The following is a 12,437-nucleotide window of genomic DNA, read 5'->3' on the forward strand; positions in this document are numbered from 1 at the left end:
GTTATTGTAGTCAGACAATAAAGTCTCATACTGAGTAATAAAGTGTAATACTGAATTGCTCAAAAAATCCACACAAGCTATGCTCTAAACAGCATGATGTGTGGGTTTTTTTATGCCTAACTTTAAGAACACACAAAATCATGAACTCAAAATTCAAAAATGGATTAAAGAAGGACGAGGACAGGGTTTTGGAAATAGCTATAAACCTTGGCTCACAATTCGAGATGTGAGTTCAGAGGGTCGATCTCACCGAGTTTTTGGTCATAAAAGCCAAAGAACTCATCACTTGCTCTCTGATCTAGAACTGTCCACTTTTCTATTACTAAGGCGTGTCATCAATTAACTTGAGAAAAACCACCATGCGCCCACTATACTTTTATGAGTAAACGCTATGCCTTAAGAGATAATCAGTGGGAACAAATTAAAGATCTGTTCCCTGGACGAACGGGTACTGTGGGAGTAACGGCCAGCGATAACCGACTATTTGTTGAAGCGGTTCAGCTTTTGGGTTGACTAAAGAAATTAAAAGAAAGAGGGTCTCAACAGTTAAACCAATAAAAAGCTATAAATAGTCCATGTTTTTATCCGATGCCCCCATTTAAAATGATAATTCTACTTAACTCTTTTTTGCTCAGAGTATGCCAATCAAGTCGACAGATACGATTTTTTTGGCCAGCAAAACTGTCTAGGTTTTCATGGATAATGAGACAATCAGGCGTTCTGGCTGCTTTAAAGTCATAAAAAAGGAAGCCTGAGCTTCCTTATCCACTGTTAGCTATACCGGTTTAAATACCGTATTTAACGCGATAGGCTTCCATTTTTGCCAGTGCTTCCTGCTCGCCTTTGCCATCCAGATAATCCATCAAGTCTTTCATGGTGATCAGTGCATGTACTGGAATTTCAAGTTCTTTTTGGACTTCTTGGATTGCAGAAAGTTCGCCCTGACCTTTTTCCTGACGATCTAACGCAACCAGTACCCCGGCAATTTGTGCACCGGCATTTTTCAGAATAGTGACCACTTCACGGATCGCAGTTCCGGCAGTAATCACATCATCAATAATCCAGACTTTTTTACCTTCAACCGAAGCTCCGACCAATACGCCACCTTCACCGTGATCTTTAGCTTCTTTACGGTTAAAGCCCCAAGGTATACTCACACCATGATTTTGCGACAGTGCGACCGCAGTTGCAGCAACAAATGGAATACCTTTATATGCCGGACCAAAAACCACTTCGACCTGTTCACACTGCATCAGCTTGGCTGCATAGCCCGATGCCAAGAGAGACAAGGCTTCGCCATCATTTAACAAGCCGGCATTAAAAAAATAAGGGCTCACACGACCCGATTTTAAAGTAAACTCACCAAATTTAAGCACACCACGTGATAATGCGAGTTCGATAAAAGCTTGCGGGTTAAACTGAGCTGGCGTTGACATGAGGTGCTCCTGAATCCATTAATTAAGGTAAGACTTGCGCATGATACCAAAGAGTAGCTATCCAAGTGATCAAAAAATTCTTCGTGTCGTTTCAATTAACGTCAACGGCTTACGTTCCTCTGTAAGCAAGGGTTTGCTGGAATGGATGGAAAAGTCCGATGCCGATGTGATTTGCATGCAGGAAAGCCGCATTACCCATGCTCAGTGGACCGATAAATTTAAGCCTGAAGGCTGGTACACCCATCTCTTTCCAGCCGAACGTCCAGGCTATGCCGGCACCGCCATTTATAGCCGTCTGCCTTTTGTCTCCCTCACCGATGGTCTGGGTTTTGAACTGGCAGACTCACAGGGCCGTTTTATTGCCGCTGAATTCGATCTGGGCCTAGAACAAACTGTATATATCTGTTCGCTTTATCTGCCATCCGGTTCATCGGGTGAAGAAGCTCAGGCCCGTAAAGACCACTTTTTAGAAGAATATCAAAAGATTCTGAAACAATGGCGCGATGAAAATAAATCGGTCATTGTCTGTGGGGATTACAATATTGTGCATAAACGGATTGATATTAAAAACTGGTCGGGCAACCAGAAATCTTCCGGTTGTTTACCGCATGAACGCGCCTGGCTGGACCATATTTATGATGAACTGGGCTATGTAGATACCTTCCGTGAAGTACGCCAGGAAGCCGAGCTATATTCCTGGTGGTCGAATCGTGGTCAGGCCCGCGCCAAGAATGTCGGCTGGCGGATTGACTACCACGCCTGTTCTCCAGACTGGAAAACCCGTACGGTGAATGCCTGGGTCTATAAAGATGAATGGTTTAGTGACCATGCACCGGTCATTATTGATTACAAATTGTAAAAAGGCTTGAGAGTTGAGTAAACAATTGTTTACTCAATTAAGGTGAATTGCTTACATGCCATGACGTATTTCTTGGATTTCTTTGAGTTTAAGAACATAGCATGATAGCTGCACGGCACAGGGATATGTCAGGATGACACATAAAGGACAGGAAGCCGTAGGAAGAAAATAAAACAGACCATCAAATTTAGTTTGTTTTTCATGGATGTGACATTGGACGTTATACTGAGACCCGCATAATCAGGATGATTGATGCGGGTTTTCTCATATTATAGTGACTCTTATTCTTGATTGTTGTTTTGATTTTTTTATATATGCGCTGATTGTTCTCTTATTTAAAATTTTATTGCTTGTTGTTCTGCCTAGAATTTTATCCCGTCCTTATGTCAGTTTCATGACAGCTTGGCCCGATTCGAAATTTTCCTAGCCAGACGGACGCTCCTGTTTGCAGTCCCCCGTGGTCGGCTTGACTAAATTTGGTTAAGCTAGTCCAAGACTTTAAATGAGTGATGATGATGTTAAGAATTTATGGTATTAAAAACTGCAATTCAATGAAAAAAGCCTTTGATCTGCTCAATGAACTGGGGTTGAGTTATGAATTCCATGATTATAAAAAACAGGGCATTGATGCAGAATGTGTAAAAAGCTGGTTGGATGCACTCGGTCAGGACGTGGTTCTGAATAAAAAAGGCACCACCTGGCGTAAACTCAGTGCAGAAGAGCAGCAAACCGCACTGGCCAGTGAAGATCATCTGGTGCAAGCCTTAACCACGCATACCAGCTTAATTAAAAGACCGATTTTACAGACTGCTGATGGCTTTATTGCCGGATTTGACGAAGCTGCTTATCGCGCTCTAGTTGAAGAAAAACAGGATTAATCAGCATATAAAAAAAAGCCTGACAGATGTCAGGCTTTTTGCATATACAGGATCGATTAGTTTGCACGAATCCAGGTCTGGTTACGACCCAAAGCAGAAATCCCCATAAAACCACGCAGTTCCAGCTTCTTGCCACCCTCTGCCAGATTGCCTTTTAGCTTATAGGTTTTGCCAGATTGTGGGTCCAGAATAGAACCACCTTCATAGCTGGTGCCACCCACATTTTTCAGACCTTTCACAATGGTCAAGCCTTTTAATGACTTGTTATGATAAGGCCCTTCACATTTTGTACAGGCATTCTCTTCACCCGGAGTCAATACCGATTGAATACTGGCAGATAAAGTACCATTCTTCTGTTCAGTAAACTTCACCATGGCTTTTGGCTGTTTAGTTTTGTCATCAATCGTTTTCCAAACGGTACCATTCAGAGGATCTGCGGCATTTGCTAATACCGATAAGCCAAGTAATCCTAAGGTTAGCGCGATTTTTTTCATTTTTTTTCATTTCCCTAGTCTGTTGATAGACCAATTTAGTATTAAAAAGTCACAACAATTTTGCAATTTTTACGTGTGACTATTTAGTGTAACCTTGTAAATCAGGTTGGTAAATAATCTCATTTTGAATAAAAGCATAAAAATATGGAAGGATAATGAAGATGAGTCCCCTCACGAAACAACTCATTACAGAAAGTTTTTTAAAAGCCGCCATTCGTGCGCCAAGTCGTCTGAACCTTCCTCCTAGCTCGCTGCGTATCGCCTTGGAACAGCTATGCAAACTGTTCCCGCAAGACCCGTCTGTACAAATTCGTTCCTTGCGTCTGGCCGGTTTACGTGCTGAAGAGATCAAACCCCAGCAGCAATCGACCCAGATGATTTTTCATATTCATGGAGGAGCATTTTATTTAGGTTCACTCAATACCCACCGGGCCTTTATGACCCAGATTGCAGCCCGTACCCAGATGCAGGTCTTGCATGTGAACTATCCGCTTGCACCGGAGTCGGCTTATCCGGAGCCGCTTGAGGCGCTATATGATGTTTACAACCTGTTGCTTGATCAGGGAATTCAGCCCAAAGATATTATTCTGTCCGGTGACTCGTGTGGCGCCAATCTGGCCTTGGCCCTCGCTTTAAAAATCAAACAGGAAGGTCGCCCGCAAGTTAGTGGACTGATTCTGCTTTCTCCACTGCTGGATTTGACTCTGAGCAGTGAATCTTTACGGTATAACCAGAAACATGATGCCTTGCTGTCAATCAAAACGCTTAAAACCGGGATCGAATATTATGTGCCCAGCGCCATAGATCGAGGTGATCCCGGCGTTTCTCCTTACTTTGCCGAGCTGAGCGGATTACCTCCTATCCATATTCAGGTCGGTTCTAAGGAAATTTTGCTGGATGACGCCACCCGTTTCAAAGAAAAGGCCGAGCAGGCCCATGTCGAGGTTGAGTTTAAAATCTATACGGGCATGTGGCATAACTTCCAGATGTTTAGCGCCTGGTTTGATGAAGCCCGACAATCTCTGGCTGACTTGGCAGACTTTGCACATCGTCTGGATCAGGACTAGGCTCTCAAGTCCTGATATAAAAAAGGTCAGCCAAGGCTGACCTTTTTAATTTTCCGCCTTAGAGCGCGCTGATCATCTGATGTGCGGTCTCCAGAGCTTGCTGCTTGCTTGCATCGCCCATATTCACGCCTTCGGCACGAATCACCTGAATATCACTCACCCCGGTAAAATTAAACACGGTTTTCAGGAATGCCTCCTGAAAGTCAACCGGGCTCTGTTCACCATAGACACCACCACGGCTGCTGGCAATATAGACTTTCTTGTCACCCGCCAAACCAATCGGGCCATTTTCAGTATATTTAAAGCTACGCCCAGCCACACTGATACGGTCGATCCAGGCTTTTAAAGTAGAAGGCAGGCCAAAGTTATACATTGCCGCTCCCACCACGATAATATCCGCACGCAAATACTGCTGCAAAATCGCTTCCCCCAGAGCCGCCTGTTCTGCATCCTGTCCCATCAGAATCTCGGCAGTCAGATGAGGAATCGGTTGTGTCGCCAGATCTAGATACTCTACCTGTAAGGTGTCTTTATGCTTTTGTTGCAACTGGCTCACAATGGCCTGACTCAACTGACGGGAAATTGAAGCATCACCTAAAATACTTGAATCAATATGTAAAACTTGCATCTATTTTGCCTGTATGAATTGGTCTGTCTAGAAATAGGCATAGTTTAATGATTTTTCAACAATGAGATAATCCCAACCCATAAAACAGAACATTCCAAATACGGAACAAAAAGCCTATACAGACAAATGTGGCTTTATCTTTTCTGTGGTAAAACAGGAATTTTTTAATCAATTTTAAGTTATGTTATAGTCAGTTTTATAAAGATATCCATGCTAAAAAGTAAAGCGCTTTCATAATAACGATAAAGTTTAAGGCGAAATAGATGAAGCAGATAAGAGGATTATTAGCAAAAATCCTGCGGCTGAAAATCAAAAAATATCTGATCGAAGATGAAGTCGTCATCAATTGGGGGATTTTAAAAAAATGTATCTTGATGCTGGTACTGGGCTGCATTGTCCATCTGAGCTGGCTTAGTTGGGACCTGTTTGTGCTGTTTCATCCTGAATATTGGCAATATGTACAGATTAAACTAATTCGTTTACAGCTCATCCTCGACAGCAGTTTTTTACTGATTTTGCTCGCCCTGATCTATCCTTGTTATAAGTGGCAAGGCCATGCGCGCGCTGAACGCTATCTGCCTTATTTGACGGTCGGTGTTTTTGTCATCTCCCTCTGCCGGGATGCTTATGTGGTGGGGGTCATGAGTCCGGTCTCGACCCTAGCCTGTGTGTGCCTGATGACAGTGGGTCTGGTGCTGTTTCATCGCGCCCTGATCTATAGCATATTGATACCGGCATTCCTGTTTCTGACGGTTTGCACCTATCTGAGCTTTCGTCATCAAATTCCCTATTCGCCCCTGTTCAATATACAGGGCAAGTTTTTTGATAATGGCTTTTGGCTGGGCTGCATGCTGTATTTTATGTTACCCATTCTGGCCATCTGCACCATGCTGTTTGAAATCCTGCTTAGCCAATGGCGGCACCGTGAACGGCTGATTCAGCACCTGAGCCAACTTGATCCCTTAACCAGCCTGTTTAACCGGCGCAGTATCAATCAATGTCTGGAAAAATTAAATCATAGCGCCTGTTTAAGCTATGCCTTGGTCCTGCTGGACCTGGACCATTTTAAAAAAATTAATGATCAATATGGTCACCACAAAGGTGATGAAACCCTGATAAAGGTCAGTGCCGTACTGAGCCAGCAATTACGTGCAAGTGATATCGGAGGCCGTTTTGGCGGTGAAGAGTTTATTTTGGTACTTAAAGATACCAATATTGAAATGGCGCAACAGATTGCAGAACGCTGCCGTCTTGCCATTCAGCAGCTTGAGATTCAAAGTGATGAGGGTACCAAAATTTCTGTCACGGCCAGTTTTGGTATTGCGATTTCCCAAGCAGAATTGCGCCCGCAGCAGCTACTCAGCCAGGCTGATCGGGCACTGTATCAGGCCAAAGCCAGAGGCCGGAATCAGGTCATAGCCTATATTACATCGACCCAACCCGAACTTGAGCTATATTCTTAACACGGTAATCCAGCAGGTTAATGGAATTGTGCCAGACGTTTCAACTGAGCCAATAATTCTGCTTCATTAAATGCCCCGGTTAAACGCAAACCGCGGATTTCCTGCTGCTGGCCATCCAGAAACAAATAGGTTGGCGGCCCCAGAATTTCCCACTGATTAAGCAACGACTGATGGGCTGCATCATATTGGCTTAAATCGAGTTTGATCAGCACGTACGGTGCCAGTGCCTGCTGTACCGTGGCTGATTTTAAAACACGCTGCTCGATCGGCTGACAGGCCACACACCAGTCGGCATAGACATCAATAATGACCTTTTGGCCATGCGGTATCTGTTTTAACAAGGATTCAAATTCGGCAGCTGTTTTGGCCACCTGCCATGTGGCAGTGCTGTGACTTTGCTTAATAAAAAAACGCTGGCTCTGTTGATATTGGCTATATGCCAGATAAGGCAGCACGACGACTAGACACAGGATATATAACCATCTCAGGCCAGTACGCTGCCAGAAAATACGGCACAGCACATAGACAATAAAGGCCATGCCTAAGCCCAGCGACACCCCCTGCAACATAGCTTCAGAAATCAGCGGGCGTATAAAATACAGCGCCAGCCCCAGCATGATAAAGGCAAATAGCACCTTGATCTGATTCATCCAGTGTCCGGCACGCGGTAATATCCGGGCCCCCAGAATACTGGCCAGCAGTAAGGGTGTCCCCATACCGAATCCGAGACCAAAGAGTAGCAAGGCACCCTGCCATTGACTCTGGGTCTGGGAAATGAACAGCAATGCTCCTGCCAGGGGTGCTGTCATACACGGCCCCACCAGCAAGGCGGAGATAATGCCCATGACTGCGGCACTGATCAGGTTCCCTCCCTGCTGCATGGCCTGAACCTGATCCAGACGCTGAATCAGGCGCTGCGGAAGTTTAATTTCAAACAGGCCAAACAGGTTTAGGGCAAACAGCACAAATAGAGCACTAAAAGCAATCAGGGTACCCGGCTGCTGTAGCCAGCGTTGGAAGTTCAGCCCGGCCGATGAGGCGATTAAACCTAATACAGCATAGACGGTGGCCATACTAACCACAAAGGTTAAGGCGATCATCCAGGCTTTTAAGCCTTTGCTATCACGGACCAACAACGAGGTCAGGATCGGAAGCATAGGCAACGAACACGGGGTAAAGGCCAGCAAAAGCCCTAAACCGAAGAACAGCAGCAAACCATAGGCCCAGGAGCTTTCTGCCAGACGCACTGACCACTTCTGGTCTTGGGCGGTTACAGCTTCTTCGATATCTGGATCAGATTGGTCTGAGCGTTGTAGCTGAGTATCAGCCAGAGTATCAAGCAGACGATTCTGGGCAGTTGTAGAGCTGTTTAAATCTAATAGACGTGTGTTCCCGGAAGCTGCGGTGTCATATTGCACCAGACCGGAAAGATTGGTTTTAAACTGCACGGTTTGCGGTGGATAACACAGCCGATCCTGGGCACAGCCTTGCCAGCTGACCTGATAAGACTGTCCGGGCTGAGTCGGGATCTGAAATTTTAACTGCTGATAATAAACCTGGGTATGCCCATAGTTGTCATCATAGATCTCTTCAGCGGGCGGCAGTTCCAATGTTAGCGGCTGATTGCCCTGTCGGACTTCAATCTTGTGCTGATACAGATAGTAGTGTTCAGGAATATCCCAGCTGAGTTCCGCCTGCTCAGCACTGTCCGAGACTACACTCAGAGGAAAGGCCTGCTCAGGTGACAGTAACGCCGTTTCGGCCTGAGCTGCTATACTGAACAGTACACTGCCTAACAGGAAAGGCGCACATAAAGCGCTCCATTTCTGAACTACTAAAAGTTGCATCATACCGAGTGCGATAGATCAAAAGAGAAAGGATACACCCAGACCGGAGAAGTAACTGTTTTCCTGCCCGTCCAGATCTACCCCCATACTGGCATCCAGCTGGATCCGATCGTTGAGGGCATACATTACGCCCGTGCCGAGTGCATATTCATTGGCTTGGCTTTCGGCCTTACGATAAATCAATTCCGAATAGCCCGACCAGCGATCCGTAAACTGATAGTCTACAGATGGAATTGCGCTAATAGCCCAGTTTGAGTCCTGCCATTCATAACGCATGGTGATAGAGGTCGAGACCAGATCACTATATTGATAGGCCACCGCCGAGCTCAGGCTATATATATCTTCTTCATTGCTAAACCCCTTATTACCGGTTGCAATAAGCGCTTCAGCCATCACGGCCATGCTCAGTTTGTCATCGTCCAGATCAATGGCTTTTTTCAGGCCAATACTGACATCTCCCAGCCCATCATTTTCTTCAGTGTGTCCGTTCCATTTCTGCTGGCTCCATGCCGGTCCATCCCAGCCCAAACGTAATTCCAGGCTATCGGTTAAACCTGTGCGCAATAATATATCGGCATTTAAAGTGGTTTCTTTAAGCTTGCTTCCTTCTACCATTGACTCGCGATAGTTCAGCGTTGGCAAACCCTGCTCCCATGCCAGCTGCCCCACAGGGATAGTGCCGGTTCCCATACCTTCACCCGGACGATCAAATTCGACTTCAGCAAAAAGTTGGGCACTGACACTGGTCAGCGCAATAAAACCCAAGGTTGTTAATGTTGTCTTCATCTGGTTAGGCTCTTTATTCAAATTTAATTCAGTTCTTTGGTCATTTTTGCGCCGTGGTCACGCAACAGTTGCAGAGTCTGTTTTTCTTCTTCAAGGGCCTCTGACCAGTTAATTTCATCGAAATCACAATCAAAGAATAAATCGCTAATAGAGGACAAAATGGTCTGCCCATCTTCATCTTTGGTGTTTGGATTGACCTGTTCATCCAGCAGGCGCTGTACTGCAGGAACACAGGCGGCACTCGCTGCGTCCCAGAGCGGTCCATAAATTTCTTCAGCATCCCACAGATGTAAATTGACTTTGGCCTGAATCAATGCTTCCAGAATCTGCAAATGAATATCCAGACGTGCCTGTTTCTCTTCATCTGAAAGCGGGCTATTTGCTTCATAAGCCTCACAGACGTCTTCCCACCATTTGAACAATCCATCCGACCAGACCGAAATGACTGGACCTTTTTCAAGGTCAATAAAATTCGGATTGAGTCCATCCGCCAGGAGTTTTGTTACCTGTTCCAGATCTAAATCTTCGATGGCTTGCACAAAAAGCTGTTGTTGCGCAGTTAACATGATGGAGCTCGCTTCAATTCGTTTTTCCCTATTATGCCGAAGAAAGCAAAATTTGTTGTCTTTCCCACAACTATTTTTCATTTTATATAAAAAAAGCCCCGCAGGGCTTTTTTTCAGGATTCCAGATCAGACTTCGTCTTCCATCTCTTTAATTTCCAGGGCACCCGGACGTATGGTATCTTTTTTCTCAATAACATGCTCTAGACTGCGTTTTAAACGGTCAATGGCACCACGAATGGCGGTATCAATATTATGACCACGATGATTCACCACCACCGGTTTTAGACCTGCCGGACGTGCCTCGATCATGCAGCGGATATCGTCATCACCACCTTTGGCACCGTTTTCATCACTCAAATGGACTGAAAAATGGGTAATACGCTCACTGTGGCGCTGGAATTCCTGACTTAATTCTGCACGTACATAACTAATTAAACGATCGCTACTCTGAATGTGTTTATCTGTACGAAGTTCGATATTCATAAATTACCATCCTCAATCTTTTTAACTTTTCTTAGTGCAAAATTTTTATCTTGGCACGTTTCTGGTTTGCTGTATCGCAACGCATTTCACTTCTTCAAATGATTGGAATATCTCCTCCATTTTGAATGGATGAACACCTTTATGAATCTGCAGAATCATGTCCTTATACCTTGAATATCGGCTCTATCCAGAAAATATGCAAGTGCTATTTTGGTTTTTTTAGCAAAAGAATAACTAATTGTGACAGGTCCTTACTTAGTAAAATAAAGCCGCTTTCCAGTTCGTTCATCACCATCTTATTCACGTGATTGGATTCGGCCAATGAGAAAATTGCTTATCCCGACCACTTAGAATCAGCCTAAATTTTCTTCCGAATGATAATGAGAATGCAGAGAATTATCCGGTAGATCCCCGCTGCTAGCTTTAAATATTTTTTCTCTAAGTCTGTGAGCGTATAGGGTTGTGACGATGGCTTCCGCTATAGAAGTAATAAACATGTATGCTTTAATTACTGGTTTACCCCCCCTTCGGTTTCGAGTTCAGTACGAGGGAGGAGCACCGCCCATTTTGAGAGTGGAAACAGGTTTTTCTTCACCGCTACATGCCATCTAAAATGATGACACCTACTCTTCAACCGATGAAATACTGACCACAACGCCTCTCATCCCCCGCCTCAAGAGCATCGCCGTTTAATCTGATCAGGGTACATGCTTGCCTTTGCGATCAGCCAGATTTTTTGGCAAACTCAGGGGGAAAATCCCGATTTTTATTATAGAAAATAGGTGGTAAATGGCTTCTGACTGTGCCCACTTCTATTGCACTCCGCCAATTACTCACTATTGAGTATGCTTTAACTAGAATAACGGACATAAATTTTCTTTAATTTTGGCAGCAGCTCAACCGACTCTTACTATTTTCTAATCATTTAAATTTCTTTAAGCATAGCTATTTAGTCCCTATTTTTGAATAGTATTGAAGAACCCGTAATAAGAAAACACACAAGGAGACCAAGCAAGATTTTTAATATATTTCTATCATCGATCAATTTTAACTTTATTTTTACTTATTAATCTGTATCCTTTACCTGCTTTCTTGGGGGAAGAGATTTTAAATGAAACTTACACAAATCGCGGCATTGTGTGCTTTGGCTTCAACTGCTGCTTTGGCACAAGCAAAACCAGTTTGGCAAGATTTTAGCGTAACCGGTCTTTATGGTGAAAACTATGAAGTGGTAGACGAACAGCAAAGCACTCTAACCGTTGAATACGCTGCTAAAGTAAAATATGCAGATGTGTTTTTCTTCATGGACCGTATGCGTGGGGGCGATGATGCTAAAAGCACTTATTTTGAATTATCGCCACGCTTAAGTTTAAGTGAAGTAAGTGGCCAGAAACTTGCCTTTGGTCCTGTGAAAGATATATTAATTTCCACAACGTGGGAAGGCTCAGACAATGCAGATAACTTCCTGTATGGTTTAGGTTTTGATCTTGACCTTCCATATTTTCAATATGCAAGCTTAAACTTTTATCGTGCCAATAATGAAAAGGTGTTTGGTAATAAAGACGATTATCAAATGACTTTCACTTATGGCGTACCGTTTAGCTTGGGAGCAGAAGACTTCCTGGTGGATGGCTTCCTGGACTGGTCTACTGCTGAAAAAGATGCTCAAGCGAGTGAACTCAACTGGACCACACAGTGGAAATGGAATGCGGGCAAACACATTTCTCCAGAGACACGCTTATATGTAGGTATTGAACACTCTGTTTGGAACAATAAGTTTGGTCGTAAAGATCAAGACGAAAACAATGTTAGTGCGCTGGTGAAATATCACTTCTAAGCCCCAAAAAGCAGCTCATAAAAAGCAGAACCCGGGTTCTGCTTTTTTATGGCAAAAATCAACTGTTTTTTTAAAGTGTTGGTCTCTGCTACT

The 12,437-nt window shown here is 44.2% G+C and carries 12 protein-coding genes and 2 pseudogenes; 7 read left to right on the forward strand and 7 right to left on the reverse strand.

What is annotated here, in order from left to right; genetic code table 11:
* Nucleotides 1-112 precede the first annotated feature (112 nt).
* Nucleotides 113-325 (forward strand): annotated as a pseudogene (locus tag NI467_RS14905) (heteromeric transposase endonuclease subunit TnsA); the annotation flags it as partial.
* Nucleotides 326-378: 53 nt separating this feature from the next.
* A pseudogene (locus tag NI467_RS14910) lies at nt 379-498 on the forward strand (IS5/IS1182 family transposase); the annotation flags it as partial.
* Between the two features lie 287 nt (nt 499-785).
* Here NI467_RS14910 and pyrE read toward each other — a convergent pair.
* On the reverse strand, nt 786-1,436 hold the full coding sequence (gene pyrE / locus NI467_RS07340) for an orotate phosphoribosyltransferase (RefSeq protein ID WP_151204688.1): 651 nt from the start codon (nt 1,434-1,436) through the stop codon (nt 786-788).
* A 40-nt stretch (nt 1,437-1,476) separates the two neighbouring features.
* Here pyrE and NI467_RS07345 point away from each other — a divergent pair, with 40 nt between their 5' ends.
* Together NI467_RS07345 and NI467_RS07350 are read left to right on the forward strand one after the other, a co-directional pair.
* Nucleotides 1,477-2,295, forward strand: a complete 819-nt coding sequence (locus NI467_RS07345) for an exodeoxyribonuclease III (protein WP_253152089.1) — start codon at nt 1,477-1,479, stop codon at nt 2,293-2,295.
* A 515-nt stretch (nt 2,296-2,810) separates the two neighbouring features.
* Nucleotides 2,811-3,173 (forward strand): Spx/MgsR family RNA polymerase-binding regulatory protein, encoded by a 363-nt coding sequence (locus tag NI467_RS07350; RefSeq protein WP_151207259.1) that lies wholly within the window; start codon nt 2,811-2,813, stop codon nt 3,171-3,173.
* A gap of 56 nt (nt 3,174-3,229) precedes the next feature.
* Here NI467_RS07350 and NI467_RS07355 read toward each other — a convergent pair whose 3' ends face one another.
* A complete protein-coding gene (locus NI467_RS07355) occupies nt 3,230-3,667 on the reverse strand; it encodes a DUF2147 domain-containing protein (protein WP_151204686.1) in 438 nt (145 codons plus the stop codon).
* A 155-nt stretch (nt 3,668-3,822) separates the two neighbouring features.
* Here NI467_RS07355 and NI467_RS07360 point away from each other — a divergent pair, with 155 nt between their 5' ends.
* Nucleotides 3,823-4,734 (forward strand): alpha/beta hydrolase, encoded by a 912-nt coding sequence (locus NI467_RS07360; RefSeq protein WP_253152090.1) that lies wholly within the window; start codon nt 3,823-3,825, stop codon nt 4,732-4,734.
* A gap of 58 nt (nt 4,735-4,792) precedes the next feature.
* Here the strand turns inward: NI467_RS07360 and NI467_RS07365 are convergent, their stop codons facing one another.
* Complete coding sequence (locus NI467_RS07365) at nt 4,793-5,362, reverse strand: FMN-dependent NADH-azoreductase (RefSeq protein ID WP_253152091.1); 570 nt, start codon at nt 5,360-5,362, stop codon at nt 4,793-4,795.
* A 263-nt stretch (nt 5,363-5,625) separates the two neighbouring features.
* Here NI467_RS07365 and NI467_RS07370 point away from each other — a divergent pair, with 263 nt between their 5' ends.
* On the forward strand, nt 5,626-6,825 hold the full coding sequence (locus tag NI467_RS07370) for a GGDEF domain-containing protein (RefSeq protein ID WP_253152092.1): 1,200 nt from the start codon (nt 5,626-5,628) through the stop codon (nt 6,823-6,825).
* A gap of 17 nt (nt 6,826-6,842) precedes the next feature.
* On the opposite strand, the gene dsbD is transcribed toward NI467_RS07370, so the two are convergent.
* From dsbD to NI467_RS07390, 4 genes are all read right to left on the reverse strand, one after another.
* A complete protein-coding gene (dsbD, locus tag NI467_RS07375; RefSeq protein WP_253152104.1) occupies nt 6,843-8,672 on the reverse strand; it encodes a protein-disulfide reductase DsbD in 1,830 nt (609 codons plus the stop codon).
* A gap of 18 nt (nt 8,673-8,690) precedes the next feature.
* The gene (locus tag NI467_RS07380) at nt 8,691-9,458 is read right to left on the reverse strand and encodes a transporter (protein ID WP_253152093.1); all 768 of its coding nucleotides are present in this window, start codon (nt 9,456-9,458) and stop codon (nt 8,691-8,693) included.
* Nucleotides 9,459-9,481: 23 nt separating this feature from the next.
* Complete coding sequence (locus NI467_RS07385; RefSeq protein WP_174659082.1) at nt 9,482-10,024, reverse strand: ankyrin repeat domain-containing protein; 543 nt, start codon at nt 10,022-10,024, stop codon at nt 9,482-9,484.
* 126 nt (nt 10,025-10,150) lie between these two features.
* Nucleotides 10,151-10,507, reverse strand: coding sequence for an HPF/RaiA family ribosome-associated protein (locus NI467_RS07390; protein ID WP_151204680.1), 357 nt, complete (start codon nt 10,505-10,507; stop codon nt 10,151-10,153).
* A gap of 1,111 nt (nt 10,508-11,618) precedes the next feature.
* On the opposite strand from NI467_RS07390, the gene NI467_RS07395 reads away from it, so the two are divergent.
* Nucleotides 11,619-12,344 carry an outer membrane protein OmpK gene (locus tag NI467_RS07395; protein ID WP_253152094.1) on the forward strand — a complete coding sequence of 242 codons (726 nt, stop codon included), beginning with the start codon at nt 11,619-11,621 and terminating at the stop codon, nt 12,342-12,344.
* Nucleotides 12,345-12,437 lie beyond the last annotated feature (93 nt).

The organism is Acinetobacter sp. S4397-1 (genome assembly GCF_024129285.1).
Lineage (GTDB): Bacteria > Pseudomonadota > Gammaproteobacteria > Pseudomonadales > Moraxellaceae > Acinetobacter > Acinetobacter lwoffii_C.

Excerpts from the sequence above, each read along its gene's own strand:
- NI467_RS07395 (WP_253152094.1), top strand. The coding sequence starts at position 11,619 with ATGAAACTTACACAAATCGCGGCATTGTGTGCTTTGGCTTCAACTGCT.
- pyrE (WP_151204688.1), bottom strand. The coding sequence starts at position 1,436 with ATGTCAACGCCAGCTCAGTTTAACCCGCAAGCTTTTATCGAACTCGCA.
- dsbD (WP_253152104.1), bottom strand. The coding sequence starts at position 8,672 with ATGCAACTTTTAGTAGTTCAGAAATGGAGCGCTTTATGTGCGCCTTTC.
- NI467_RS07355 (WP_151204686.1), bottom strand. The coding sequence starts at position 3,667 with ATGAAAAAAATCGCGCTAACCTTAGGATTACTTGGCTTATCGGTATTA.
- NI467_RS07360 (WP_253152090.1), top strand. The coding sequence starts at position 3,823 with ATGAAGATGAGTCCCCTCACGAAACAACTCATTACAGAAAGTTTTTTA.
- NI467_RS07350 (WP_151207259.1), top strand. The coding sequence starts at position 2,811 with ATGTTAAGAATTTATGGTATTAAAAACTGCAATTCAATGAAAAAAGCC.
- NI467_RS07345 (WP_253152089.1), top strand. The coding sequence starts at position 1,477 with ATGATACCAAAGAGTAGCTATCCAAGTGATCAAAAAATTCTTCGTGTC.
- NI467_RS07385 (WP_174659082.1), bottom strand. The coding sequence starts at position 10,024 with ATGTTAACTGCGCAACAACAGCTTTTTGTGCAAGCCATCGAAGATTTA.
- NI467_RS07370 (WP_253152092.1), top strand. The coding sequence starts at position 5,626 with ATGAAGCAGATAAGAGGATTATTAGCAAAAATCCTGCGGCTGAAAATC.
- NI467_RS07390 (WP_151204680.1), bottom strand. The coding sequence starts at position 10,507 with ATGAATATCGAACTTCGTACAGATAAACACATTCAGAGTAGCGATCGT.
- NI467_RS07365 (WP_253152091.1), bottom strand. The coding sequence starts at position 5,362 with ATGCAAGTTTTACATATTGATTCAAGTATTTTAGGTGATGCTTCAATT.
- NI467_RS07380 (WP_253152093.1), bottom strand. The coding sequence starts at position 9,458 with ATGAAGACAACATTAACAACCTTGGGTTTTATTGCGCTGACCAGTGTC.